The 26,612-nt window shown below is 45.7% G+C and carries 30 protein-coding genes; 8 read left to right on the top strand and 22 right to left on the bottom strand.

Annotation, left to right across the window (positions count from 1 at the left end; translation table 11 throughout):
* Nucleotides 1-474: 474 nt before the first annotated feature.
* The 4 genes from M3193_RS06140 to M3193_RS06155 all read right to left on the bottom strand — a co-directional run bounded on the left by M3193_RS06140 (nt 475) and on the right by M3193_RS06155 (nt 3,123).
* Nucleotides 475-1,323: a GNAT family N-acetyltransferase gene (locus M3193_RS06140; protein WP_251625171.1), complete on the bottom strand. Its 849-nt coding sequence runs from the start codon at nt 1,321-1,323 to the stop codon at nt 475-477.
* Between the two features lie 132 nt (nt 1,324-1,455).
* Nucleotides 1,456-1,896 (bottom strand): hypothetical protein, encoded by a 441-nt coding sequence (locus tag M3193_RS06145; RefSeq protein ID WP_251625173.1) that lies wholly within the window; start codon nt 1,894-1,896, stop codon nt 1,456-1,458.
* Nucleotides 1,897-1,902: 6 nt separating this feature from the next.
* Entirely contained in the window at nt 1,903-2,235 is a 333-nt protein-coding gene (locus M3193_RS06150; protein WP_251625174.1) for an ASCH domain-containing protein, read from the bottom strand.
* Nucleotides 2,236-2,379: 144 nt separating this feature from the next.
* Complete coding sequence (locus M3193_RS06155) at nt 2,380-3,123, bottom strand: FixH family protein (RefSeq protein ID WP_251625176.1); 744 nt, start codon at nt 3,121-3,123, stop codon at nt 2,380-2,382.
* Nucleotides 3,124-3,289: 166 nt separating this feature from the next.
* Here M3193_RS06155 and M3193_RS06160 point away from each other — a divergent pair, with 166 nt between their 5' ends.
* From M3193_RS06160 to M3193_RS06190, 7 genes are all read left to right on the top strand, one after another.
* Nucleotides 3,290-3,970 (top strand): response regulator transcription factor, encoded by a 681-nt coding sequence (locus M3193_RS06160; RefSeq protein WP_251625178.1) that lies wholly within the window; start codon nt 3,290-3,292, stop codon nt 3,968-3,970.
* Nucleotides 3,970-5,382 (top strand): sensor histidine kinase, encoded by a 1,413-nt coding sequence (locus tag M3193_RS06165; RefSeq protein ID WP_251625180.1) that lies wholly within the window; start codon nt 3,970-3,972, stop codon nt 5,380-5,382. Before M3193_RS06160 ends, M3193_RS06165 begins: the two co-directional genes overlap by 1 nt.
* Nucleotides 5,379-5,948 carry an SCO family protein gene (locus tag M3193_RS06170; RefSeq protein ID WP_251625182.1) on the top strand — a complete coding sequence of 190 codons (570 nt, stop codon included), beginning with the start codon at nt 5,379-5,381 and terminating at the stop codon, nt 5,946-5,948. Before M3193_RS06165 ends, M3193_RS06170 begins: the two co-directional genes overlap by 4 nt.
* 74 nt (nt 5,949-6,022) lie before the next feature.
* The gene (locus M3193_RS06175; protein WP_251625185.1) at nt 6,023-6,322 is read left to right on the top strand and encodes a hypothetical protein; all 300 of its coding nucleotides are present in this window, start codon (nt 6,023-6,025) and stop codon (nt 6,320-6,322) included.
* Nucleotides 6,323-6,402: 80 nt separating this feature from the next.
* Nucleotides 6,403-6,723 (top strand): general stress protein, encoded by a 321-nt coding sequence (locus tag M3193_RS06180; protein ID WP_251625187.1) that lies wholly within the window; start codon nt 6,403-6,405, stop codon nt 6,721-6,723.
* Nucleotides 6,724-6,878: 155 nt separating this feature from the next.
* A complete protein-coding gene (locus M3193_RS06185; RefSeq protein ID WP_251625188.1) occupies nt 6,879-7,250 on the top strand; it encodes a hypothetical protein in 372 nt (123 codons plus the stop codon).
* Nucleotides 7,251-7,392: 142 nt separating this feature from the next.
* Nucleotides 7,393-8,814, top strand: a complete 1,422-nt coding sequence (locus M3193_RS06190) for a tyrosine phenol-lyase (protein WP_251625190.1) — start codon at nt 7,393-7,395, stop codon at nt 8,812-8,814.
* A 104-nt stretch (nt 8,815-8,918) separates the two neighbouring features.
* Here M3193_RS06190 and rlmN read toward each other — a convergent pair whose 3' ends face one another.
* The 10 genes from rlmN to M3193_RS06240 form a co-directional block, all read right to left on the bottom strand.
* Nucleotides 8,919-9,986 carry a 23S rRNA (adenine(2503)-C(2))-methyltransferase RlmN gene (gene rlmN / locus M3193_RS06195; protein ID WP_251625192.1) on the bottom strand — a complete coding sequence of 356 codons (1,068 nt, stop codon included), beginning with the start codon at nt 9,984-9,986 and terminating at the stop codon, nt 8,919-8,921.
* 96 nt (nt 9,987-10,082) lie between these two features.
* Nucleotides 10,083-10,265, bottom strand: coding sequence for a hypothetical protein (locus M3193_RS06200; RefSeq protein ID WP_251625194.1), 183 nt, complete (start codon nt 10,263-10,265; stop codon nt 10,083-10,085).
* 82 nt (nt 10,266-10,347) lie between these two features.
* On the bottom strand, nt 10,348-11,421 hold the full coding sequence (hisC, locus tag M3193_RS06205) for a histidinol-phosphate transaminase (protein WP_251625196.1): 1,074 nt from the start codon (nt 11,419-11,421) through the stop codon (nt 10,348-10,350).
* The gene (hisIE, locus tag M3193_RS06210) at nt 11,414-12,058 is read right to left on the bottom strand and encodes a bifunctional phosphoribosyl-AMP cyclohydrolase/phosphoribosyl-ATP diphosphatase HisIE (RefSeq protein WP_435372015.1); all 645 of its coding nucleotides are present in this window, start codon (nt 12,056-12,058) and stop codon (nt 11,414-11,416) included. The genes hisC and hisIE overlap by 8 nt, the downstream gene beginning before the upstream one ends.
* Entirely contained in the window at nt 12,055-12,816 is a 762-nt protein-coding gene (gene hisF / locus M3193_RS06215; RefSeq protein ID WP_251625198.1) for an imidazole glycerol phosphate synthase subunit HisF, read from the bottom strand. Before hisF ends, hisIE begins: the two co-directional genes overlap by 4 nt.
* Nucleotides 12,813-13,526 (bottom strand): 1-(5-phosphoribosyl)-5-[(5-phosphoribosylamino)methylideneamino]imidazole-4-carboxamide isomerase, encoded by a 714-nt coding sequence (gene hisA, locus M3193_RS06220; RefSeq protein ID WP_251625200.1) that lies wholly within the window; start codon nt 13,524-13,526, stop codon nt 12,813-12,815. Before hisA ends, hisF begins: the two co-directional genes overlap by 4 nt.
* Nucleotides 13,527-13,539: 13 nt before the next feature.
* A complete protein-coding gene (gene hisB / locus M3193_RS06225; protein WP_251625202.1) occupies nt 13,540-14,124 on the bottom strand; it encodes an imidazoleglycerol-phosphate dehydratase HisB in 585 nt (194 codons plus the stop codon).
* Nucleotides 14,121-15,401 carry a histidinol dehydrogenase gene (gene hisD, locus M3193_RS06230; protein ID WP_251625204.1) on the bottom strand — a complete coding sequence of 427 codons (1,281 nt, stop codon included), beginning with the start codon at nt 15,399-15,401 and terminating at the stop codon, nt 14,121-14,123. The genes hisB and hisD overlap by 4 nt, the downstream gene beginning before the upstream one ends.
* Nucleotides 15,398-16,030, bottom strand: coding sequence for an ATP phosphoribosyltransferase (gene hisG / locus M3193_RS06235; RefSeq protein ID WP_251625207.1), 633 nt, complete (start codon nt 16,028-16,030; stop codon nt 15,398-15,400). The genes hisD and hisG overlap by 4 nt, the downstream gene beginning before the upstream one ends.
* Nucleotides 16,030-16,989, bottom strand: coding sequence for an ATP phosphoribosyltransferase regulatory subunit (locus M3193_RS06240; RefSeq protein ID WP_251625209.1), 960 nt, complete (start codon nt 16,987-16,989; stop codon nt 16,030-16,032). The genes hisG and M3193_RS06240 overlap by 1 nt, the downstream gene beginning before the upstream one ends.
* 96 nt (nt 16,990-17,085) lie before the next feature.
* Between M3193_RS06240 and M3193_RS06245 the strand changes: the two genes are divergently transcribed.
* Nucleotides 17,086-17,880 carry a histidinol-phosphatase HisJ family protein gene (locus M3193_RS06245; RefSeq protein ID WP_251625211.1) on the top strand — a complete coding sequence of 265 codons (795 nt, stop codon included), beginning with the start codon at nt 17,086-17,088 and terminating at the stop codon, nt 17,878-17,880.
* On the opposite strand, the gene M3193_RS16815 is transcribed toward M3193_RS06245, so the two are convergent.
* The 8 genes from M3193_RS16815 to gdhA all read right to left on the bottom strand — a co-directional run bounded on the left by M3193_RS16815 (nt 17,783) and on the right by gdhA (nt 26,588).
* A complete protein-coding gene (locus tag M3193_RS16815; RefSeq protein ID WP_353056367.1) occupies nt 17,783-18,373 on the bottom strand; it encodes a hypothetical protein in 591 nt (196 codons plus the stop codon). The genes M3193_RS06245 and M3193_RS16815 overlap by 98 nt on opposite strands.
* Nucleotides 18,374-18,378: 5 nt before the next feature.
* On the bottom strand, nt 18,379-18,960 hold the full coding sequence (locus M3193_RS06255; protein WP_251625215.1) for a YdcF family protein: 582 nt from the start codon (nt 18,958-18,960) through the stop codon (nt 18,379-18,381).
* Between the two features lie 63 nt (nt 18,961-19,023).
* A complete protein-coding gene (locus tag M3193_RS06260) occupies nt 19,024-19,698 on the bottom strand; it encodes an ABC transporter ATP-binding protein (RefSeq protein ID WP_251625217.1) in 675 nt (224 codons plus the stop codon).
* Nucleotides 19,691-20,821 carry an ABC transporter permease gene (locus M3193_RS06265; RefSeq protein ID WP_251625219.1) on the bottom strand — a complete coding sequence of 377 codons (1,131 nt, stop codon included), beginning with the start codon at nt 20,819-20,821 and terminating at the stop codon, nt 19,691-19,693. Before M3193_RS06265 ends, M3193_RS06260 begins: the two co-directional genes overlap by 8 nt.
* Nucleotides 20,818-22,041 carry an ABC transporter permease gene (locus M3193_RS06270; protein WP_251625223.1) on the bottom strand — a complete coding sequence of 408 codons (1,224 nt, stop codon included), beginning with the start codon at nt 22,039-22,041 and terminating at the stop codon, nt 20,818-20,820. Before M3193_RS06270 ends, M3193_RS06265 begins: the two co-directional genes overlap by 4 nt.
* Nucleotides 22,042-22,059: 18 nt before the next feature.
* Complete coding sequence (locus M3193_RS06275) at nt 22,060-23,649, bottom strand: DUF6583 family protein (protein WP_251625225.1); 1,590 nt, start codon at nt 23,647-23,649, stop codon at nt 22,060-22,062.
* A gap of 188 nt (nt 23,650-23,837) precedes the next feature.
* Complete coding sequence (locus M3193_RS06280) at nt 23,838-25,046, bottom strand: argininosuccinate synthase (RefSeq protein WP_285851846.1); 1,209 nt, start codon at nt 25,044-25,046, stop codon at nt 23,838-23,840.
* A 162-nt stretch (nt 25,047-25,208) separates the two neighbouring features.
* Entirely contained in the window at nt 25,209-26,588 is a 1,380-nt protein-coding gene (gene gdhA, locus M3193_RS06285; RefSeq protein ID WP_251625227.1) for an NADP-specific glutamate dehydrogenase, read from the bottom strand.
* Nucleotides 26,589-26,612: the final 24 nt, after the last annotated feature.

The following is a 26,612-nucleotide window of genomic DNA, read 5'->3' on the forward strand; positions in this document are numbered from 1 at the left end:
GGACTTGCCTCTTTGGGCGCGGAACCGGCTGCTTTGGGCGCGGGACCGCTCTCTTTGGGCGCGGAGCCCACCTCTTTGGGCGCGGAGCCAGCTGCTTTGGGCGCGGGACCGGCTGCTTTGGGCGCGGAACCGGCCTCTTTGGGCGCGGAACCGGCCTCTTTGGGCGCAGGACTTGCCTCTTTGGGCGCGGAACCTGCTTCTTTAGGCGCGGAACCGCTCACTTTGGACGCGGGACCACCCACTTTGGGCGCGGAACCGCTCACTTTGGGCGCGGAATCGCTCTCTTTGGGCGCGGGACCACTCACTTTGGGCGCGGAACCAGCTGCTTTGGGCGCGGAGCCAGCTGCTTTGGGCGCGGAGCCACTCACTTTGGGCGCGGAACCGCCCACTTTGGGCGCGAGACCACTCACTTTGGGCGCGGGACCACTCACTTTGGGCGCGGAACCGCTCTCTTTGAGCGCGCCATCCCCATTCCTACTTCTCGAATCCAATATGGATGGAATCCGCGATATGTTTGTAGCCGATTTCCTTATAAATCTTATTCGATGTCGGGTTCATCATATCCGTATAGAGCACGCAGAATTCATAGTCCTTCAAAAGCTCTTGCGAACCTTGCGCAACCATCGTCCGTGCATATCCTTTTTTCCTCTCCTCTTTCGGTGTAAAGACGAGTGAGACAGTGACGCTGTTTTCCGTTGGTCTTGATTTTTTCATCATTGAGACGACTTTTCCTTCATCCTCCCATAGGAAAACTTCCCCGGCTTCAAGGAATGCGGCTACCCTTTCCTTAATCAATTCCATTGGAGTCCTATCCAAGTTCGTATCTTCCTCGAACAATGCAAACCATTTTTCAATTAGCGGGGCATCTTCTCCAGAAGCGAACCTCCAGCTTCCCGGGCTCATCTCCAGATTCTCCTCAACTTCATCCAACCGATAAAGTCCCTGATCCATAAGCAGTTTTTGCTTCTCCCCTGTTTGAAGCTCCCAATTTTCTGCGAAGGCAACCGCCCATTGCTTCACACTGATGATAGACGGAACAGGCACCGAAGCCGCGCGCAATTCCCGTATGATGAAATCGATCGTTTCATCCTTCTTGCTTTCATTCACAATGACAAGATTCAATGGATGAGGGGGTGTCATTTGCAATAAAGCAAGCTTCTCTCCCCCATCCGACACAACAGCCATGAATGGATTTACATATTTCCCCGCTTTTATCGCTTGCAGAATACCATAGAATAGGCTGAACACATCCTCATTTTTCGCGATGACCGGCTCCGCTACTGCCGCAAATTGCTCAGCATCGTCATATTGAACAAATTCCATCCAAATCTCCCCATTTCGTTTCTGAGCATTATATACTCTGGTGACTGAATTGTCACGATATTTTCCGGTGAATAAAAAAGGACATGCAGCAAACGACTGCACATCCTCATTTTATGTAAGTTAGTATTCATTTCACCAAAGCATCGGTTTTTGCACCATGAGCCAAAGCATGATAAGCATCAGTCCTATATAGATCCAAGCAGTCGTCGTCAGGACGGTCAGAATTTCCCCTTTATTGCTATCGGGCAAATGATATCTTCGGAGAACCTTCGTAAAACCGCTTGACAGGAACACGCCGGATGCCAGTAAAATTGCAAGGGTCGTTATCACCCAGGATGTATACCATGGCCATGGACCGGTCAGCAATAGCAATGCACCGGAAATGACGAGCAGATGACCGGCATGCATGACGAGCCTGATAATAATTTTTATGATCGTCAAGTATGCATTTTCGGTTGGAAGATCGACGTTCCGCAGCCTTTTGATCGTCGGCAACAACAGGAATAACGGGCCGATTGCAAGGACTGCGGAGACGACGTGGACAAATACAATTGCCCCATACATGTATCTCATGTCATCTTATTTTGAGACTGGGCTGAATTCGTGAACCCAAACACTCATTGTCGGAAGCCATGGCATTTTCGGGTGCAAAGCAAGAATTGATTGCTTGTACTCCTCCATGCTGGCAAACCCTTCCTGTTTCGCATGTTCATCGGTCATTTCGCCAAGAGTTTGTTTGTAGAGCTTATCGATCTTAAATTCTTTGCCATCCAACACCATGATTTCATCCGGATACGCATAGACGCCATTCCGTCTCGTTGCGGTTTTTTCACCTTTTAACACTCTCTCCACGTCTTCTGGAATCGTGACGAGCCGTTCAACCGAGCAAGTCTTTTCTGGTAATCCATTCATATTGCATCGCTCCTCTTCTGAATCTACCTCTATCATATCGATTCCTTGTCAATACTTCCAGACGTAATGATTGTAAACTTTGCAGCCCCATAATGGAATTTCACGATACAGTCACAATCATTGCGCGTGGGTTGGCATGAATTCTTATTTCACTTCAACTGTAAATTCCTCGTGCTCATGCAAGCCGTCTGCATTTTTGACATGAATCTTTACCGTGTATGTCCCTGCTTCTTCAAAGGGATGGACGGCAGTATATTCGCCTTGTTCAGTTTCATCTGCATCAATCCAAAGATGCTTTTCCCCAAGTACATCGCTTGAAATTTCATATCGGACATTCGCCTTTTCAAGAGGCTGTCCGTCAATCTGTAAATGGGTCATCAATTCGGTGTCAACACCCGCTACCGCATTTTCCGGCTTCACGAAATGGAGCGCAAAACCGTCTGCATGTCCATGGTCGTGTTCATGCCCCTGTTCCTCGCCTTCAACATGTGCGCCTTGACCGATTGTCACTTGTTTCACCGGCATTGTATGCAAGTCTTTTGCGTCTACATGTACTTGGATATTGAACAGGCCGTCGTGGTCAAATGTTGTTTCCGCTGTATAGGTACCGTCTTTTTCATTGACGGAGTCGATCATGACCGAGTCGTCTTTCTTCCCTTCTTCCCACATTTCATAGACGACTTTATCGGCGTCACTCACCTTTTCATCTCCGTATGTAACGAGGGCTTCCATTTTCACTGTATCTCCTACTTTAGCCTGTTCAGTCACTGTCAATTCGACTTCCAAAGGCAGCACTTCCACCGCAGATCCGTCATCCACGTCTTTTCCGCAAGCGGATAAAATAACTAATCCGATGATCATGCCAAGCAGTTTGTATTTCTTATTCATGATGGTCCCCTCCACTGTTTCTTCTTTTTTGAATAAATAAACGGATTAACCTAATATGATATTATCAAGTAAATGCGAAGTATCAATGAAGTGTAGCTGTTCATAAGTACTTCACATATGCCGAGTAAATTATAATTGATTATATCTGTGAAATGAGGATATTTTGATGAAGCCATATACGATTTTAATTATAGATGATGAACCGCAAATGAGAAATTTAGTGCGCACTTTCCTTACAAAAGATGGTTATGTTGTCGAAGAAGCGACGGACGGCATGGACGCTCTTACGAAAGTGTATAATCTGCAGCCCCACTTATGTATTGTAGATGTCATGATGCCGTACATGAATGGATTTGAATTTGCCAAAGAATTGAAGCGGAACACGAACATCCCTATTATTTTTTTATCCGCCAGAGGAGAGGAATGGGATAAGGTGGAAGGCCTTAAAATTGGAGGCGATGATTATATCGTCAAGCCATTCATGCCAGGCGAGCTGATTGCAAGAGTGGAATCCGTTTTAAGAAGATCATATCAACTCCAACATAACTCGCAGGCATTACTAACAGTAGGTCCTCTCGTCATCGATCATCTTGGTCATAAGGTCACTTTGAATAACGAGCCGATTTCATTAACGGTGAAGGAGTTCGGAATCCTTGAAACACTCGCTAGAAAACCTGGCCGTGTCTATACGAGGGAACAAATTTTGAGCCTCGTTTGGGGCGATCACCACAAAAGCACCGATCGTACCATTGATACACATATTAAGACATTACGGTTAAAATTGGGAGAAGCGGAAAGCATGATTGAAACGGTTTGGGGCATCGGCTATAAGCTTGAGGTGAAATGATGAAAAAGCTCACATTGAGCAGAAAGATTTTAATTGTCCTTTTATCGAGTCTCGCTTTCACAATCCTGTTTTCATTTTTCTTTATACACTTCCTTTATTCCAAACTGTATCTGTCGAGTATAGAGGAATCGATCGTCTATCAAGGAAAACGGACTGCATCCCACTACCATTACGGCGAGTTGAGTGATGAAATCATTGAAAAGATCCATTGGTACAACATCGTATCCGAATACGAAGTAATTGTTGTTGACCAGCTGGAAGACCTGACTTCGTACTTTCCCTACAAAATTAATTATCAAAACCTTGTCAGCAACGAGGACCGGGAAAAGCTCAATAAAGGCGCTTACATTAAGAAAAAAGGCTATGTAGAGGAGTTGGACCGGGAAGTTTTAGGAGCCATTTTCCCGATAAAGGGCGAAACGGGTCTACTCGGATTCATTTACATATATGTCCCGCTCGCAGCGATTCAAGATGTCTTCCGGGAAAGCATTCCCCTGCTGATTTCTGTAGGGACTCTCTTCTTTTTCATTCTGTTTCTTGTCCTGAATCGTGCTTGGCAGTCGCTGTTCAGACCGTTGCAGGAACTCCAGAGGCTTTCGGCGGAAGTTTCTAAAGGGAATTACAGCAGCCGAATCGAAACCGAACGCGAGGATGAGATCGGCCAATTGGCGAATGCATTCAACTCGATGAGCCTTTCTTTGGAAGAGCAGGAGAATCGGAAGAAGGAATTCACTTCCAACCTCGTCCATGAACTGCGGACTCCATTGACGTATATCGGCGGCTATACACATGTCTTGAAGGAAAAGATCTATTCATCACCAGAAGAAGCGGAAAGTTACTTGACGACCATCGAAAAAGAAACTGTGCGTCTGAATAAGCTGATCAATGATTTGGTTGAACTGAATCATCTGCAGGAGGATCTGTATGTCCTTGTCGATGAACCGATTGTCATTGCACAAATCATTTTAGATACGTTGGATTTATTCAATATCCTCATATCCGAAAAAGGATTGGAATTACGGATTGACATTGAGGAAGACTTTATTTTGACCGGGGATCCGAAAAGGATTCAACAAGTTTTCTACAACATCATCGACAATGCCGTCAAATATTCCATTGATAAAGGAACACTGGAAGTTCAGCTGAAGTCTGTCGGACAGTATGTAGAATTCAAAGTGATGAATGAAGGGATTAGCATTCCTGAAGACGATATCGGCAGGATCGGAGAACGTTTTTTCCGAACCGACAAGGCAAGGAACCGGACAACTGGCGGGTCTGGACTTGGCCTATCGATCGTGAAGGAAATCATACGTCTGCATGGAGGCACCTTTTCCATCGAAAGCGACCCGGTGGCTGGGACTACGGTGACTGTACGTCTTCTAAATAAAATGAAAGATGGGGATGTCCATTGAAAACAACCAGATTGCTTTTCATGCTTGTCATTGCCGTGTTTCTGTTATCAGCTTGCGGCCAACCGAATCAAACGGGCAGGCAAGTGACCTCTTTCTCATTCACCGATCAAAATGGAAATCCATTCGGTACCGATCAGCTTTCCGGTAAAGTGTGGATTGCTGATTTTATTTTCACCACTTGCGAATCGGTTTGCATTCCGATGTCCCAAAAAATGGCCGAGCTGCAAACAGCATTCAAGGAGCAAGGCATTGAAGTGGAATTCGTTACATTCACCGTCGATCCGGAAACTGACACACCTCAGCTATTAAAGGAATACATAGGACAGTTTTCACAAGACGAGTCGAATTGGCATTTATTGACGGGCTATTCGCAGGAAGCAATTGAGAATTTGGCATTAAATCAATTCCAGACAATTGTGCAGAAGCCGAATGAATCCCGGCAGGTCATCCACGGAACGAATTTTTTCATCATCGATCAGCAAGGTACGATTGTGAATGAATATAGTTATACCGAGGAATCATTTGAAGAACAGATGATGAGTGAAGTTAAACGTCTTGTGAAATGAACGGCGGATTGATTGGCGTTCGAGCATAAAACTGATAGCATGAATGCAATAAACAATTCCCGGGAGGAATCCGCTTGAAAGAAACCGTTTCTTCTTTACATTATTTCACAATCGAGCGGTCAATCGATTGGTTTACCCAGAAACACCAGCAAACGACCCGCACCCTTCTTTTATCCAAGGAGTCAATTGTCACATCGGAACATACTTTTTCATTGGAGCATGTCCTCGATGTTTCGTATCGGCCATTTTCAAATGGCACAGGGCTTTTCTACCTGCATACGAATCGGGGAGTTTTCACTTTTGGCGTCAAGGAAGATCCAAACGAATTCATCAGATCCTATAAGCGGTTAAAAGGGGATCCATTCTCTATTTAACGTACGGGGCACTTCCTTTTGTTTAATTTGTCTTAATTGAGGTATATAAAGTACAAATACAATTGGGAGGTAATTTTACTATGGTTTTGAAAAAAATCGTTGAAAATGCAGTACAAGCAAAGAAGGAAATTGATGAATTAACGACACAAGGATATACACATGACGATATCTATATTTTTGCCCATGATAAAAAAAGGACCGAACATATTACGGATGCACTTGACACAGAAACTGTCGGCATGAAGGAACAAGGCTTCCTTGACAGCATGAAAAACATGTTCACTTCCCGTGGAGACGAACTCCGCAGCAAAATGGAGGCTGCCGGTTTGACAGCAGAGGAAGCATCCGAAGCGGAAAAAGAGCTGGACCATGGCAAACTTGTATTGATTGCGAAGAAATAATGGAAATACATTGGTTAACCAATGTAATTTAATCCTGGCGGCTGCATTCCCCAATTTTAATGGGAAGCAGCCGCCTTTTCATTTTTATCGTACCTGCATCCTACACGAAACGCTATTTTTCCGTTATGATATGTAATGAAAGCAGGTGCAATTCTTTGGATAACAAATTATGGAAAATAGGTTTTTTTACAGCTCTGACTTCCTTTGTACTGCTCATCTTAGGGATTCGGACCATCTTAGGGACGGAATTAGTATTCAAGAACTACTTAACGTTTGGTGTGTTCAGTCTGACTGTCGGCATACTGGCGTCTTCTTTGCTCTTCTATAAAATGAAGATTGCCTTCCGAATTTTCATGGCCTCCCTCGTATTAGGATTCGCTGAGTTTTTCCGCAGCTTCCTCATGGACAAGAACGGTTTTGGAGACCTGATTGGTGTCCTTTCGCTATTCATTATCACGACGTTCGGTTTCGGGCTCGGCATTATCGTGCAATTCATTGTCATCGGCATCCGAAAAGTAAAAGAATAGGAATGGTTAAATGGCCGCCTCATATATATGGAGTGCGGTCTTTTTTTGTGTTGGATTAAAACTATTGAAAATCAATTGAATAGTTGGTTTCCAAGGGATATAGTGAAATAGGGAGAATCTTTTTCAAAAGGGGATGTTTTTATTGAAAAGAAGAACTGCCGAACCTTACAAGATTAAAAGTGTGGAGACGCTTTCCATGCTAACTTACGAGGAACGCAAAGAGTCACTTGAACGCGCTGGGTATAATACGTTTTTGATTGATTCGCAAGATGTGTACATCGATCTGTTGACCGACAGCGGGACGACGGCAATGAGTGACGCGCAATGGGGAGCGCTGATGACGGGCGATGAAGCCTATGCCGGAAGCAAGAGCTGGAAGCGTCTTGAGCAGGCAGTCCGTGATGTGTATGGTTATCGCTTTGTACTACCGACGCATCAGGGCCGGGGTGCCGAGAACATTTTGTCGCAGCTGAAAATCAAAAAAGGCGATTATGTACCTGGCAATATGTATTTTACGACGACACGCGCCCACCAGGAGATGAACGGAGCAACATTTGTTGACATCATCATCGACGAAGCGCATGATCCATCCATCGATCTGCCCTTCAAAGGAAATGTCGATTTGAATAAACTACGGAATTTAATTCAAAGAGTCGGTGCTGAAAAGATTCCATACGTCTGCCTTGCCGTCACGGTGAATCTAGCAGGCGGTCAGCCTGTCAGTATGAAAAATATGAAAGAGGTCTATGAACTCTGCAAGTCCCACAATATCGATGTCATGCTCGACGCGACGCGCTGTGTTGAAAACGCTTACTTTATTAAAGAGCGGGAGGATGGATATGCAGATCGGCCAGTTTCGGACATTTTAAAGGAAATGATGTCCTACTCTGACGGTTGCACGATGAGCGGGAAAAAGGATTGCCTTGTCAATATCGGAGGATTCCTAGCAATGAATGATGAGGAACTTTATATCCGGTCGCGCGAGCTCGTTGTAGTCTATGAAGGGATGCCTTCCTACGGAGGAATGGCTGGCCGGGATATGGAAGCGATGGCGATCGGTATTCGGGAAGCGGTCGATGATCATTATATCGAGCATCGCATCGGCCAGGTGAAATATCTCGGGCAACAGCTTTTGGATGCAGGCATTCCGATCGTCCAGCCGATTGGCGGCCATGCGGTCTTTTTGGATGCGCGTTCTTTCCTCCCCCATTTGAGCCAGGAAGAATTTCCGGCACAGGCACTTGCCGCCGCCCTCTATTTGGATTCTGGCGTGCGAAGCATGGAGCGTGGAATCATCTCCGCGGGACGTGATGTAAAAACCGGTGAGCATAATCGTCCTAATCTCGAGCTGGTGCGTTTGACGATTCCACGCAGGGTATATACGAATAATCATATGGATGTCGTCGTCGATTCAATTTTGGCGTTGTATGAAAAAAGAGATGCAATCTGCGGGTTGAACATGGTTTACGAGCCGCCGACACTCCGCTTCTTTAATGCACGTTTCGCACCGCTGTCGGAGAATGGAGAGTTGATTGGCGAGGAGAACAGGAAGATTAACGCGTAGGTTGATAATGGAGCTCTTGTTGAAATAATTGAGCCCTTGCGCGATTAATTGAGCCCTTGATGCGAAAAACGCATGCCGTTTTTACCGGCATGCGTTCCTCTACTTTATTTCGCTACTTTATCTTTTTTGATCTGTTTGCTTCGCAATTGTCCGCAAGCCGCGTCGATGTCTGTACCTTGCTCCCATCGAACGCCGCAGTTGATGCCGCGCTTTTTCAACGCATCATGGAATGACTTGATTGCTTCAGGTTTGCTTCGCTGGTATTGCCCGTGCTCATCGACCGGGTTGTACGGGATGAGGTTTACGTAAGACAAATGCCGTTTATTATACAGCAGTTTCGCCAATTGCTCGGCTTCCGCGACGTGATCATTCACGTCATCCAACAGAATGTATTCGAAAGTGATTCTGCGGTTTGTCGTTTCCAAATAATAATCGATCGAGTCCATCAGCTTTTCAATCGGATATGCTTTATTGATTTTCATGATGCTCGTCCGCAAGTCATTGTTCGGCGCATGAAGGGATACCGCCAAATTGATTTGGATGTTTTCTTCAGCAAACTCGCGAATTTTCGGTGTCAGGCCGCTCGTTGAAACGGTGATGTGACGCGCACCGATCGATAACCCTTTCTGGTCATTGATGACACGCAGGAAGTTCATCAAATTCGTGTAGTTGTCGAACGGTTCGCCGATGCCCATGACGACGATATGGCTGACACGCTCTCCATTGCCGACCTCATCAAGATGCTGTTGCACTTTCATGATCTGACCGACGATTTCACCTGCATCCAAATCCCTGTTTTTCTTCAATAAACCACTCGCGCAAAAACTGCAGCCGATATTGCATCCAACTTGTGTTGTTACACATACTGAGTGGCCGTACGGAAATTTCATCAAAACGGTTTCAATCAAGTTTCCGTCCTGCATTTTGAAAAGGAATTTAATCGTCCCGTCGTCGGAAACTTGCTTCACCGACTGCTCAAGCGTCTGTATCACAAAATTTTCATCCATAAGTTGGATGCATTCTTTATTTATATTTTTCATGTCTGCAAAGTCTGTGACACGCTTTTTGTAAAGCCAGTCCCATACTTGTGCAGCACGGAATTTCTTTTGTCCATTTTCGACTAGCCAATCTGTCAGCTGTTCGAGGGTCAAGCCATAAATTGATTTTTTCATGTCAATTCCTCACTTCTCACTTTTGCATTCAGTCATTATATCATAAAAACGGCGAAAACAGAAGAAAAAAGCTGCCACGTCTATAGACAGCTTACATTACTTTGGCTCATTCGCCTTGTTTTTATCCTGTTTTATTTTCATGAGGAGAACGAATACATTCATCAGCGCCAAAACAGTGAAGAATATGGCAATGCCTGTCTGTCCCTTCGTGAAACGGTCAATTGCAAAATAGCCTAAGAAGATGATCAATGCGATATCGATGAATTTTGGTGTAGTCATTTAAATGCCTTCCCCCTTGACGCTAAAACTGCCTTCGACCTCAGTATAGCAGTTCCATGTCCCGCATTGCCATCCTCTTTTTTTAAATTCGGATATCGACTGCTAGCACTTGTTCCAGTTTTCGAAGGAGGCTATCCATCTGTTCGTCCGTACCAACCGAAATGCGTAAATAGTTACCGATTTCAGGTTGATTGAAGTGACGGACGAGAATCCCCGCTTCTTTTAACTGCTTATACATTTCAGCGGCTGCTCTTTCGGCATGCTTGGCAAATACGAAGTTCGCCTGTGACGGCAAGACGTGAAATCCCATCTCCTTTAAAGCTTCAATAAGTCGGTTCCGTGTCTCTTTAATTTTCAACACCGTACTGTTGAAGTATTTCCGGTCCTTGAATGCAGCCGTCGCCCCGGCAATCGCCAGCCTGTCGACCGTATAGGAGTTGAATGAATCCTTAATCCGTACAAGCGCCTCAATTAAATCCGGATGGCCGATTGCATAGCCGACGCGCATGCCTGCAAGTGAGCGGGATTTTGAAGTTGTCTGGATGACAAGCAGATTGTCATACGACCTGACCAATTCCACAGCAGATGCGGTTGCAAAATCAATATACGCTTCATCGATAATGACAATTCGATCGGGGTTATTGAGTAAAATAGATTCGATAGATGAGAGATCCATATAAAGGCTTGTCGGCGCGTTCGGATTCGGTAGGATGACGCCGCCTTCAGAACCGAAGAAGGATTCCGCTGGCAAAGTGAAATCTTCATTCACACGAACTAGCTCATATGGAATATTGAACAGCTTTGCGTATACCGGATAGAAGCTATATGTGATATTCGGAAAGCGGATCGGTTTACCTGGATGGAAGAACGCCATGAATGAAAAAGCCAGAACCTCATCCGACCCGTTCCCGACGAAAACTCCGTCCGTTGATAAGTCGTAGGTTTCTGCAATGGCTTGTCGTAGTTCGTCCGCTGTCGGGGATGGATACAGCCGGAGCTTTCCCTCCAACTCTTCCACTATCGCCTCTTTTACGCGAGGACTTGGTGGATACGGGTTTTCATTCGTATTCAATTTAATGATATCCGGATCATTCAGTTGTTCGCCCGGCACGTACGGCTCGGTCCGTTTCACCATTTCGCTCCAGAGCCTATTCATCCAGCACCACTTCCTTCTTCGGCCTTCTCTCCCGTAGGATCGCCTTCACTTCATCAACAGACACATCGAGCAATTCCATAAGGACAAGCGTGTGATACGTCAAATCGGCAAGTTCATTCGTCACTTCATCCTTATCCCGATTTTTCGCCCCAATGACGACTTCCGTCGATTCTTCCCCGATCTTCTTTAATACTTTATCGACTCCTTCACGGAATAGATAAGAAGTGTAGGATCCTTCCACAGGATTCGCACGCCGGATTTTAATCTCATCAACGACTTCATGCACGACGCTGCGAACTGAACCGCTCTCTTCAAATCCGATGGAATGAAAGCAAGTCGTTTCACCCGTATGGCATGCGGGCCCGGCTGGCGCCACTTGGATGAGGATCGCATCCTGATCGCAGTCCACGGAAATCCGTTTAACAGCTTGTCGATTGCCGGAAGTCGCGCCTTTATTCCAAAGCTCCTGCCTGGAACGGCTGTAAAACCAAGTCTCTTTCGTGTCAAGCGTCTTTTCAATGGATTCCCGGTTCATATAGGCGAGCATGAGCACTTCCCCTGTCCGCTCATCCTGTACAATAGCGGGAACCAAACCGTTCTGATCATATATAAGTGCATCTAGGTTAAAATTCATCATGATTCATTCCCTGCGACTTGTTTTTGTTCGTCCAAATATGTCTTTAATTCACCGATATGGATTTCATCAAAGTGGAATACTGAGGCAGCAAGGGCGGCGCTCGCCTTCCCTTCCGTCAAGACTTCCACGAAATGTTCGGGCTTGCCCGCTCCACCGCTCGCAATAATCGGTATGCTCACCGCTTCAGCCATCGCTTTGTTAAGCTGGATATCATAGCCATCCTTCACGCCGTCTTCATCGATGCTGTTAATGACAAGTTCACCGGCGCCGAGTTGCTCTCCTGTCATTGCCCACTCAATTGCATCCAGCCCGGTTTCTTCCATGCCGCCTTTTGAGAAGACAGACCATTTTCCGGGACCGGTTCTCTTGACGTCCATTGAGAGCATGATCCGCTCGGAACCGAATTTCTCAGCAGCTTCTCGAATCAATTCCGGATTCAGCAAAGCGGCGCTATTAATGGATACTTTGTCTCCGCCGACGGCTAAGATTTTTTCGACGTCATCGATGGTCCTTATTCCACCACCGACGATGAAAGGAATCGTAACCTCTTGCGCAATCTCTTCAATCAAATCAAGGAATATCTCCCTGTTCTTCGTAGAGGCGGATATATCATAAAAGACGAGTTCATCCGCACCGTCCGCTACGTATTTTTTCGCAAGCGTCAGGGGATCTGCAACATCTTGTACATCGAGGAACTTCTTCCCTTTCACAACTTTCCGGTTATCGATGTCCATGCAAGGTATAATCCTATTCTTCATCGTTGCACCTCCAGTACTCTTTCCAAGGATAATGTCCCTTCATACAACGCTTTCCCGATGATGACGCCATATAGATTCATCTGTTTCAGCTTTGCGATATCCTCAATCGTCGATACACCGCCGGAAGCGATGACGTCCATATCGGATGCTTTGCTCACCACATATAACTCATCGAAATTCGGTCCTTGCAGCATGCCGTCTTTCATAATGTCGGTATACACGACCGTTTTGACACCTGCACCTTCAAGCCATCGGAGCAATTTGACCGCCTTGACATCCGTCGTTTCCGTCCAGCCGTCCGTCGCAACGAATCCATTTCGTGCGTCGATCGACACTGCGATTTTTCCAGCATACTTGGCGACCGCTTCTTCGACGAACTGTGGGTTTTGAATGGCAGCCGTCCCGATTATGACCCTGCTGACGCCGCTTGCGATAAGTGAATCGATCGTTTCCATCGACCGAATCCCTCCACCGACTTGGACAGGTATGTTCACAACCTTCACGATTTCCCTAATTGCCTCAGCATTCAATGAATCACCGGTTTTCGCGCCGTCCAAATCGACAACGTGTATGTACGCGGCGCCTTGCGTTTCCCAGTCTTTTGCCACTTTCGATGGTGATTCATGATAGATGGTCTCCTGGGCATAGTCGCCTTGGATAAGACGGACGCATTTGCCTCCTCTAATATCGATTGCTGGAAATAAAATCATTGTCGACTCCCCCTTATAAAATCCCTTTTGTCGATGGAACCCCTTTAATTTCAGGGTTCACTGAACTCGCCATGCGCAGAGCCCTTCCAAAACTCTTGAAAATGGATTCGATGATATGGTGGCTGTTCTTCCCGTATTGCAAATTGATATGCAATGTCACATTTGCATGCCGCGTGAAGGCGAGGAAAAACTCTTCCACCAGCTCGGTATCAAAATCCCCTACTTTGTCTTTCAATCCTTCGACGTTATAGACGAGGAAGGAACGTCCGCTTATATCGAGTGATACCGTAGATAAGGCCTCATCCATCGGCGTCGACACCGTCGCATACCGTTCAATGCCTTCTTTCTCTCCAATGCCGAGATTGAACGCCTGGCCGAGCACGATGCCGATATCTTCGACCGTATGGTGTTGGTCGACGGCGAGATCTCCATCACAATCAACTGAAAAATCGAATCGTCCGTGATTCGCGAACAGCGTCAACATATGGTCGAGAAAGCCGACACCTGTCCGAATATCCGTTTTCCCTGTTCCATCAATCGCAAATTCCAGTTCAATTGCTGTTTCTGCAGTGCTTCTACTAATTTTCCCACTTCTCATTGGGCTCCCCCTTTCCGCAGTTGGATCGACTTGGCATGACCCGCCAATCGCTCTGCTTCCGCCAAAATGATAATGTCATCTGCCACTTCATTGAATGCGTCCTTTGAATAATGGATGATGCTCGACTTTTTAATAAAATCGTAAACACCTAACGGAGACGAGAAAACGGCTGTTCCGCTAGTAGGCAATGTATGATTTGGTCCCGCCATATAATCTCCCAATGCTTCCGGTGAGAACGGGCCGATGAAAATCGCCCCTGCATTCCGGATGAACGGCAATTGTTCCATCGGATTTGCCACCATGATTTGCAAATGCTCCGGTGCGATTTCGTTCACTAGTTCGATCGCTTCATTCAGCGAATCAACGACGATGATGCGACCGAAATCATTTATGGAACAGCGCGCAATCTCCACTCGGTCCATTTCGGGAAGTTGCTCTTCAACTTCCGCCACTAGTTTTTCTGCAAACTGCTCGCTGGTCGTCACACAAATTGCGGCCGCCCGCTCGTCATGCTCCGCCTGTGATAATAGATCTGCTGCCACAAAACTGGGGTTTGCCGTTTCATCCGCCAACACGCAGATTTCACTTGGACCCGCAATCATATCAATTCCAACATCACCGAATACCCATTTTTTCGCCCTTGCAACATATGCATTGCCAGGCCCGGTTATTTTCATCACCTTCCGGATTGTTTCAGTGCCGTAAGCCATTGCTGCAATCGCCTGGGCGCCGCCCACTTTATAGACGATGTCCACCCCTGTTTCCTTCGCAGCGACCAATACATGCGGGTTCACTTTCCCGTCAGGCTGCGGAGGAGTCGCAATCGCAATATAGCCGACTCCGGCGATTTTTGCGGGGATGGCGTTCATTAGAACAGTCGACGGATAGGCTGCCTTCCCGCCAGGCACGTAAATGCCGGCCCGTTCAAGAGGCGTCACTTGCTGACCGAGCAAAACGCCTTTCTCCTGCCGGATGAACCAAGAGCGTTCTTTCTGCTCTTCATGAAAATTGGTAATCCTCCGTTTTGCTTTCCGGAGTGAGGTGATGAAGTTTTCCGAAACGAGCGTATAGGCTTCATCGAATTCATCATCTGCAACAATGAAATTCTCCAACTTCACACCATCGAACCGTTCGGTATACAAATGAAGAGCCGCATCCCCGTTCATACGGATATCGTTGATGATTGAAAGCACTTTCTGGTCAAACTCCAGATCCATGGACTGCTCGTTCCGTTTCTTGATTTCCAACTTATAGTCTTCTGCATTGACGATTTTCATGAATACACCTCCAGCCCCGTCTTGACATCGGCAATGAATTTTTGGATACGCTCTGTTTTGATCGCAAAGCTGGCTTTATTCACAATCAATCTTGCGCTTACTTCCGCAACATCTTCGATAACAACTAAGCCATTCTCTTTCAATGTTGTACCCGTTTCGACGATGTCGACAATACAATCTGCCAAGCCAATGAGCGGTGCCAATTCAACCGACCCATTCAGTTCGATAATAGTGGTGCGGATCCCTTTTTGTTCAAAATGGAGTTTTGCGATCTTCGGATACTTCGAAGCAACTGTCAACTGGGTCTGTTCGTTGAGCTTTTCCGGAAAACCGGCAACGGACAATTTACATTTCCCTATAGCGAGATCCAACAGTTCATAAACGTCCTTGGGATCTTCCAATAGAACATCTTTGCCGATCACCCCGATATCCGCAGCGCCTTGCTCTACGTACGTCGGCACATCCACCGCTTTCACGAAAATTAGCTTGATGGAATTCGAATCATCCATGAAGATAAGCTTTCTGCTTTTATCGGTAAAGTCTGAGAAACAGATATCCGCCTCCTGCAATAGTGCTATCGCCTGATTTGCAATCCTTCCTTTCGCCATCGCAACAGTCAAACAATCCATCAGACATCCTCCTTTTGCTTCTGGTTATCGGAAGCTTTCACTAATGATTCGATTTCACAAGCAAATCCAATTGCCGGCAGGTCAGCTCCGAATTCGACGCCCAATTGATCATACCGCCCGCCCATTATTACCGGTTTGCCAAAACGTCCGACATATCCCTGAAAAAGAATGCCCGAGTAGTAATCCATCCTGTTGATCAACCCAAAGTCGAGGACGAGATGCTCGTCAATTTCCTTTAACCGGCTGCAAACTTCCTTGATATAGGAAAGCGTCTCTTCCATACGTGACGTTGTGGAGATTTCTTCTGCGCGTTTAAGCACTTCTTCCGGTTTCCCGTAAAGATGAGGAATTTGCGTAATGGCATGTTTGACTGCATCGTCCGCTTCAACGTTTGACAGGAGTTCACCAATCTCAACACTGTTCTTCGCCTGTATACATACTTTCAACTGATCGCTTTGTAATTCCGTTAATGGGAGCTGCGACATCATTTCTTGGAAGAAGGCGGTATGCCCAATTTCAATTTTGATGTCATTGAACTCCAAATCCCTCATCGTCTCCAGCGCCAAAAATATTGTTTCCGCATCCACATCTGGCGACCGTTTGCAAAAATATTCAATCCCCGCTTGTGTCCGCTCAATTTTCTCAGTCGGGTCGGATGACCGGCGAAACACTTCCTGTATATAATAAAAGCGGTGTTCACTTGTCAGCTTGCGGTGAGCGTGAGACAATTCCTGTGTAATCGGTATTGTCACATCGGGTCTAAGGACAAGAACGTCTCCAGATGGATCGATCACTTTCACCATCTCTTTTCGGTTAACGGAACTCGTCACTTTGCAATAAAGATCATATCGTTCGAAAGCCGGTGTTGTAATCCGTTGGAACCCATATGTCGAAAATGAATTGCTTAACGTATTGACTACTTGCTCGAACGTCTCAGCTTCTTTCAATCCGGAATTCATGTGCATACCACCTTTACTTCATTACTTTACTACGTTAAAGTTATAACGTACTATAAGTCTATTTTTTTCATTTGTCAACTGATAGGAGGATTTTTTATGTTTGATTACCACATGCATAGTTCATTTTCGGGAGATTGTAATGTTGATATGGAGGAGATGGTGAAAGGGGCAATTGCAAAAGGCCTTTCAGAAATCTGTTTCACGGAACATATCGATTATGATTATCCCGATGATTCGATTGAATTTGATTTTGATAAACGGAAATATGGGGAGCGGATTGATGAATTGCGCAATCGGTATAATGGGGAAATCCGCATCAAGAAGGGCGTCGAGATTGGTGTGCAGCCTCATTTATTGGAACGCTATGATGAAATGCTGAAAGCGGAGTCGTTTGATTTCATCATTTGCTCGATGCATACTGTCGAGCGGAAAGGATTGCATTATGGGGATCTTTTCAAGGGGATTTCGGTGGAGGATGCTTCTTTGAAGTATTACAATGAATTGCTGCATTGCGTGAATAACTTTACGAACTATTCCATTTTAGGACATGTTGATTTGATCAAACGGTATGCGCCTGAAGTCATCGACAATGATTTCCATGATGTGTTGCGTGAAATATTTGGCGTGATCATCCCTGCTGGAAAAGGAATTGAGTTGAATACGTCCGGTGTCCGTTATGGGTTGCCGAATGGATTGCCGAGCCATGATGTGTTGAAGCTGTATAAGGAATGTGGCGGAGAGATCATTACGCTAGGGTCGGATGCGCATAAGCCAGAAGACATCGCTTTCGATTTCAAGGAGTCGCTAAAGCTGCTGCAGTCGATCGGTTTTGATTATATTGCAACGTTTGAAGGGTTGAAGCCGACTTTCCATCCGATCGATTCACTTTAATCAAATTGGAACGTGCATGGTAGGCGCGCTTTGGGCGTAGGAACTGCTTGCTTTGGGCGCGGATCCGCTTTCTTGAGCGCGGAACTACTTTCTTGAGCGCAATACCATAGTCTTGAGCGCGGAAACGCATTGTTGAGCGCGATACCGCATTCTTTGAGCGCGATACCGCATTCTTTGAGCGCGATACCGCATTCTTTGAGCGCGATACCGTATTCTTTGAGCGCGATACCACATTCTTTGAGCGCGATACCGTATTCTTTGAGCGCGATACCACATTCTTTGAGCGCGATACCACATTCTTTGAGCGCGATACCGCATTCTTTGAGCGCGATACCGCATTCTTGAGCGCGATACCGCATTCTTGAGCGCGATACCGCATTCTTTTAGCGCGATACCGCATTCTTTGAGCGCGATACCGCATTCTTGAGCGCAATACCACTTTCTGCTTTCTTGAGCGCAAAACAGCCCGCGTCCAGAGCGGGCTGTTTTGCATCACTATCACTTTCCAACAATAACCGTCTTAATTAGTGCGAACCTTTCCCTTGTGTGCTGCTTCGCGACAACCGACTTCGGTGTCTTCGCAGGTAAGGCGTCCGTTTCCAAACCGAGGCCATCCGCGATCATACGTGCGCGCGTTAAATGGAAATCGCTTGTTATAAGTGTGACCGCATTTACATCTTCCGGCAGCAGCTTCTTCGAATAAAGGATGTTCTCATACGTCGATGTGGACTCGGTTTCAAGCAGCAGCCGTTCTTCTGCCACGCCTCTTTCCACCAAGTATCGACGCATCGCTTCCCCTTCTGCGATGTCTTCATCCGGACCTTGGCCGCCCGATAAGATGAATTTTACGTCCGGATAGGTTTCTGCATAAGATAGCGCTTCTTCCAACCGATAGCGCAAAGTGAGCGAGGGCGTCTCCCCGTTCACCTTAGCGCCTAGGATGATGGCATATTCCAACGAACCGTCCGCCAATGGCTTCATCCCATCCGCCATCCATTTGCCCAACAACAGCCAAGTCGTCACTCCGATTAATGCGACTGCGATTACGATTGTCATCCCCAACTTCTTTATCTTCTTCACTTGATCACCTATTCAAGTTCGTTTTAGTATATGAGAGCGGAGGTGGAGAAATGGCTGATTCAGTCACAATAGCTGTTTCACTTCAATTCCCCGTTCCTTCAGCAATGTTGGATAAAATGGATCGTCACCGATGGAATAGACACGGTCGCAGATATTTATAATTTCATCCATATCGTGCGATGTATACAAAATCATCTTTCCTTCCTTCTTTGCCAAATTCAATAAATAGCTGCCGATTTCCGTTTTTGATTTCAAATCAATGCCTACCGTTGGTTCGTCCAATAAAAGAAGAATCGGATCATGCAATAGGCTGATCGCCAAATTGAGCTTGCGCTTCATTCCACCGGACAGCGAATGGACCGGCTCCTTCCACTGTGTCAGCTGCATATCGAGACAGAGTTTCCTGCACTCCTTCGGCGACCTTCGCTTCCACGAAAGCCTTTCGAAAAAACGCAGATTCTCTTCGACTGTATACTCTTCCCAGACAGAAATATCCTGTGGCACATAACCGATGATCTGACGTAATTGCTTGAAATCATCCTTATACCGCTTACCATCTAAACGCAATTCGCCAGCTGTAGGTTCCATTGCCGTAGCCAAAATTTGCAATAATGTCGATTTTCCGGCACCGTTCTCTCCCACCAACCCGACAATTTCCCCTTCTTTCATTTGTAATGAAACATCTTTCAAGACACTTTTTCGTTTATACCGTTTTTGGACACCTTCTACTTCAAGCAATCCGCTTTCCTCCTTTCACCAACCAGACAGCCAGCATCAGAAGCAATAACATAAGCCATACCACCGGAATCGTCGTCATCATCAATGAACGTACAGGACTGATTATTTCCACCCATTGCCACTTTCGGGAGAAGGCATCGAGCGGTATGACAGCGCCACCAGTGACTGTCAATAGAAGAGCCGCGGCAATTCCCGTCATGTAATACACGAACACTTGACGATAAACGATCGCAAGCAAAAATGCAAACAGATTCAGAGTCAGTCTGAAAGCGAGCATCGGAAGGAGTAAAGACAAAGTAACCGGTTCCTGTAAAATGAAGTGGAAGACAAGTAAAGTAAGCCCATCCGACACCAACGTCAATAATGAATACAAGCCTAGCATCCATAAAGCATGGCGTTTAAACGTTGTTGAGGAATACAGCCATCTCACTTGCATGGAAGGTCGGCTTTCCTTGAGCATCCAATCAAACAAGAAAAATGTCGAAATGATAGCGAAAAATGCCCAGACTGCTCTGCTGTTCAAGAAGTCCATCGGCTTTTCATCGTTCTGCCCTGCTTGCTTGCCGTACGAAAAACTTGTTTTAAGAAGGCTCTCGTTCCTTTGCTTCTCTTCACTTCTCTCGATAATTTCTTCATAATCCCATTCATCATCCATTCCATAATTATGGAACAACTGCTGGATGACCATCGCTGCTTTCGACCTCGAAATATCTTGCTGGGCCAGTGACATGACCATTTCCGAAATTGCCGGATAGGCGAAAGACCGATTGGATGAATAAGCTTCAATCAACCCATTCCGACGATTCGCTGCCACAGATTCGCTGTAGTCTTCCCGTATGACAAATGCACTGTCAAGTTCATGCTGCTTCAACTTATACAACGCATCGTCGAGCTCCATATAACGGACTGACAACATATCATTTTTCTCAATTTCATGTGCCAACTGCCTTGCCAATGGAGATGAATCTTCAACAATGAGCGCAATCGGCACCTTCGCCTCTTCCTGCAAAGCACCGAATGTCTTCATGACAAAAACCGTCAGTAGAATCGGAACGAGCATCCAACAGACGACGCTTTTCCATTCATTTTTCAGCCGATAAAATTGTGCGGGCATTCGAATCATCGACTCCACCTCTCTTTCCAGCTGAACGACATCCACAAGACTAGAAATGCAATAAACGAATAGATAGCCATGGATGTGTAATCTGCATAATTACGGCCTTCAAGCACTAGATCCATCATCCACCCAAGGGCGATCGGTGAAAATAAATAGGAAAGGAGTCCTTGGATTGACTGGGGAAAGTACAATGTCGGAATCAATGCCCCACTTATCAGAACGATGCTAAAAACAAAGATGCATTGCAAAAACAGCCCAATCTTCTTAGACGGAAGCCATGTATCAATTACTGCAATACCACAAAGTAGAATAAAGGCGTATAACAACGTAAATAAACCGAATCGCATCATGTCCACAGCGTAAAATTCAAATTTCAGCAATTGAATCAGTATGAAAAATGCAACTCCAGCAAGCAGTGTACTAACGAGAAACGAAACGAGCAATCTCCCCGCCACCCGCTGGCCAACGCTGACACCAAGTAGTTTCATCCTAACGGCCATCGACTTCGACTCAACATCAACCAGTACGATGTAAAACGATAACAGCCAGACGGAATAGATGATGAACCAACCCGATAACATAAAATAATTTATAGGTGATGATGTTGCCGAGTTCTTCAATACTTCTTCATCCAGCAGTTTATCCTTGCCTAACGTAAAGAGCGTGAAATCGACGAATTGCTCAAACATCATATCCATCCGCTCTTCGCGAGGCATCGGAGTCTCCTTTGCATAGTCATTGATCACCAAAATATTCGCTTGTGCGGCAGCAATGTACCTGGCCAAACTATCGACTAGCTGTTTCGCAATGAAGCTGTCGATCGGCCTGGAAGGGTTGCCGACCATCGGGATTGTCACTGATTCCCCTTCATAAAGGTCTTCGGTAAAGTTTTTCGGCAATGCAAATGACGTGCTGATTTCATCTCTTTCAATTAACCGTCCAGCTTCCTCGCTCGAAGCCGTAATGATTTCTATGTAGTTTTGTCCGCTAGCTGTATCCGTCAGCAACGTGCTGATTAACTTCGATTCCTTCGTTTGATCCTCATCAATCAATGCAACGCGGATCGGAGAGTTCTCGGCTGGAATGAGTAAACCTGCAGCAAGCCCCACTAACAATCCGATCAAAATAACTGGAAATAGAAAAAAAAGAAGAAGGGTCGCCCGCTTCTTCTTCAGCTGTTTCAAGTATTCATTCGTGAAGAACAGCACTTTTCGTACTGATTGCATACAGTCCACTTCCAATCATCAGAAGTTTTCAAGCTCACTTTGGAGGTCGCCCATAAGATCAGTAACCCACTTCTCAAACTCTCGAGCCAACTCATCTCCAAGGTCATCCATTTCGTCACTGCTCATCTTGCCGACATCTACAGTGTTTTTGGATTCATCCGGCATCTCCACTTTTTTCACGATTTTCCCTTCCTGTTTCAAGCGAAGGTGAATATCAGTTGTAGATATCGCTCCGGATGGGTCGATGATTGTGAACTCGTGATCCGCCTTCATCGTATCTTTTTCATGAGTCGCTTTTCCGCTCCAAACGAGTTTAGGAGAAAAGCCTTCGTCGTCAACGGAGATTTCCCGATTGAATTTACGGTCTTTCCCATCCAGCTCTTCTTTCCCTTTATACGTAATGGAAACATCTTCTGCGTTGATGGTAATCGTATCGTCCGATTTCCCATCTTTCCACGTTAAATCACCCTTGAAATTGACGATCTTCTCTTCCTGCATTTGAGGGCCCGTGCCTGTGAATGAGTAATCCCATTTCTGTCCGGATTTCTCCAATAATTGGGCACCTTCGAACTTCAATGTGGCGATTTCACCTTTGGTTTCACCGATAGACATGACGAATTCCCGCTTCACAATGCTGTTCGACTTATGCCAGATTGTCGATTCGATTCCATTCGGAATTTGCCATCCATTGACTTCTTTGATCGCTTCTTCCATTGAATCCTCAAAATCACCAATCAACTCTGTCAGTTTTTGATCGGAAACATCTTCAGTCATTGTAGAAAATGCAATTTGTTCTTTCAAAAGCGCCTTCAATTTTTCATCATCACGCGCTTTCTTGAATAAATCCACGAGAAGAGACTTTACTTGTTCTTCGGAAAGTTTCATTTCCACTTTTTCAGTCTTCATCTTCTCCCCGAATACATCAATCTCTTCTTTATCACTTGTGAACGCATCCTCAGGCAGCTCATGATAGAGGTATTCCATATACTCCTCTTTCACGTATTTCTGGAATTCTCCGTCCATGGAAAATTGCTCTTCAAACATGCGGGATAGTCCAAGTTTTTCCGGACCTTCATAAAAAGCGTCAGTTTCCCTCATCATTTTCCCGAAGTCCTCATCCATGAAAAACAGCAGCTTATCCGTGAACGGCAATGCCGCCAACATTTTTTCAGGTGTAAAATACAATGTCACGAATTCAGTTGAAATAGTGCCGAATTTTCCGCTGAAATTCATTTCCCATTCCTTTTCCACAGGATCCTTCACTTGTGTCATGGAAATAGTCGTGTTATTGAGAATCCTCTGCAGCTCTGCCATATCATACCCCGCGCTTGGATCATCCCATTGTGCAGATAAATCATAAGTAGTTTTAACGGGCTTTTTCTTTTGGACGTCCATCCAATCTACCTCATTTTTATAACGCTCTTCAAATAGGTCTCCGACTTGAGTGAACGTCTTTGTCTCGGCCAACAAGTATTTGACTTTTGGTGACTTATTAAATAAGAAGAAAGCGGAAACGGCGCCGGCACCAATTACTAGTACGGCTGTCAGCACGGCAATCAATAATACGGGCGATTTCCTCTTTGGTTTCTTTTCTTGAACATTCTCCACTGAATTTCCTCCCCATCACAATTATTTTTTCAAAGAAGATTGGTAATCTCATACAAATTTTACTACAAGAAAAGGATAATTGTTCCTTAATTCGTAAATTGGTTAGTAATAGCTAGTCAGGATCATTAGGAGTTATTTACTACCCATTAGAAAACCTCCTGCGGTTTTCCGCAGGAGGCATCGTTACATCAGTTTTTCACTTTTTGCTTTTTATTCACTGAGCTATGGACCTCTGTCGGCAGACCCCATAATTGGATGAAGCCGATAGCTGCCGATTGGTCGAATTCGTCATCGGATGTATAGGTTGCCAACTTTTCATCGTAGAGGGAGTTTGATGATTTTCGACCTTCTACGATTGCATGCCCTTTGAATAATTTCACACGGACAACCCCGTTGACGTATTGTTGCGTCTCTTTGACAAAAGCTTCCAACGCATTTCGCAATGGCGAGAACCATAAGCCATTATAGATCAATTCACTGAGCTTCTGGGAAACGAGCGGCTTGAAGTGGGCGACATCTTTTACAAGCGTGATATCTTCCAATTCCTTATGCGCTTTCAGCAATGTGATTGCACCGGGACACTCATACACTTCACGTGATTTGATGCCGACAAGACGGTTTTCGACATGATCAATTCTTCCAACGCCGTGCTTTCCAGCAAGATCATTGAGCTTCAAAATAAGTTCACTCAATGGGTATTGTTTTCCGTCAATGCTGACCGGTACCCCTTTTTCAAATTTAATTTCAATGACATCCGGTTTATCCGGCGCTTCTTCAATCGATACTGTCGAACCGAATGCCTCTTCGGGCGGCGCGGCCCATGGATCTTCGAGAATGCCGCATTCATTGCTTCGGCCCCATAAATTCTGGTCGATGGAATAAGGGCTGTCCAGATCAATCGGGATCGGGATATTTTTCTCCTTCGCATAAGCGATCTCCTCTTCACGCGACCAGCTCCATTCACGGACAGGTGCAATGACTTCAAGTGACGGGTCAAGCGCTTTGATTGCCACTTCGAAACGAACTTGGTCATTCCCTTTCCCAGTACAGCCATGTGCTACAGCTGTCGCATTTTCCTTATGCGCCACTTCAACTAGCTTTTTGGAAATTAAAGGTCGTGAAAGCGCCGATACGAGAGGGTATTTGTCTTCGTAATATGTGCGCGCCTGCAAAGCAAGCAATGCATACTCATTCGCAAACTCCTCTTTCGCATCGATGACATAACTGTTCACCGCTCCGACTTGCAGCGCTTTCTGTTGGATAAAGTGCAAGTCTTTCCCTTCACCGACGTCCAAGCAGCAAGCAACCACATCATACCCTTTATCCGTCAACCATTGCACTGCCACCGAAGTATCAAGACCACCTGAATATGCTAATACGACTTTTTTATTTCCCATAATTACATCCTCCTCTATACATCATTCTGTATCTTTATTCATCTTTATGTATTTTTATAATAACACATATAATTTGAATATCAATAGATTTGAATGAGAAATTAATTTCCGGAATGAAAAAACCACCTCACATCCGCTTGGGTGTAAGGTAGTTTCTGATAATCATCTTATTCCGTGTGCCACCATCGCATCTGCAACTTTCAGGAAACCTGCAATATTGGCGCCCATGACAAGGTTGCCTGGCTTGCCGAACTGTTCAGCTGCTTCCTTGCAGCTTGCATAAATGTTTTCCATGACCGTTTTCAGGCGCATGTCTACTTCTTCCTCCGTCCAAGCAAGTCGCATGCTGTTTTGTGACATTTCCATTGCAGAAACTGCCACTCCGCCTGCGTTCGCTGCTTTTGCAGGAGCAAAAAGGATGTTGTTTTCGAGGAAGATATCGATCGCTTCGATATTGCACGGCATATTGGCGCCTTCTCCTAGCGCTTTCAGTCCGTTTGCAATGAGCATGTGGGCAGCAATTTCATCGATTTCATTTTGCGTTGCGCAAGGAAGTGCAATATCGCAAGGAATGGACCAGATTGCAGAACAATCATCATAGTACTCTGCATCCGGATGCTCCTTCGTATATTCCCAGATCCGTTTGTTTTCGACTTCTTTCAATCGTTTCACAGTGTCGAGGTTTATGCCGTTTTCATCATAGATATAGCCGGCAGAGTCGCTGCATGCGACGACCTTCGCTCCAAGTTGTTGGGCCTTTTCAATAGCATACGTTGATACATTTCCTGATCCCGAGACAACGACCGTGCTATTTTGGAAAGAAAGCCCGTTTTCATTTAACATCTCTTCGACGAAATAGACGGTTCCGTATCCGGTCGCTTCCTTCCGCCCAAGCGAACCGCCATGCTTCGGATCCTTTCCCGTCAGCACTCCCGCCTCGTAACCGCCTTTCAACCGGTTATACTGGCCAAACATATAGCCGATTTCCCGTTTGCCGACGCCTATATCCCCAGCAGGTACGTCAATGTCAGGGCCGATATGCTTGCATAATTCGGTCATGAAGCTTTGTGTAAAACGCATGATTTCCCTTTCGGACTTCCCTTTCGGATCAAAGTCCGAGCCGCCTTTTCCCGCTCCGATCGGCTGTCCTGTCAATGCATTTTTGAAGATCTGTTCGAACGCTAAAAACTTCATAATGCTATTGTTCACGGAAGGATGGAAGCGGATGCCGCCTTTATATGGACCGAGATCACTGTTGAATTGCACACGATAACCACGGTTGACATGAACTTTCCCTTTATCGTCTTCCCAAGCGACACGAAATGAAATGATCCGCTCAGGCTCTGTGATGCGTTCAAGGATTCCATTTCGAATGTATTCAGGATGTTTGGCAAAGACAGGTCGAAGTGAATCGAATATTTCCCTCGTCGCTTGCAGAAATTCCTTTTCATCCGGATTTCTTCTCTTCACCAATTCATATACCTCATGGACGTAGTCATTTGCCCGGCTACGGTTGCCTCGTGAGTTCTCCATATTTGTCATTAGCCTCATCCTTTCTCAATAAAT

Origin of the sequence: Sporosarcina luteola, assembly GCF_023715585.1 — a bacterium.
Lineage (GTDB): Bacteria > Bacillota > Bacilli > Bacillales_A > Planococcaceae > Sporosarcina > Sporosarcina luteola_D.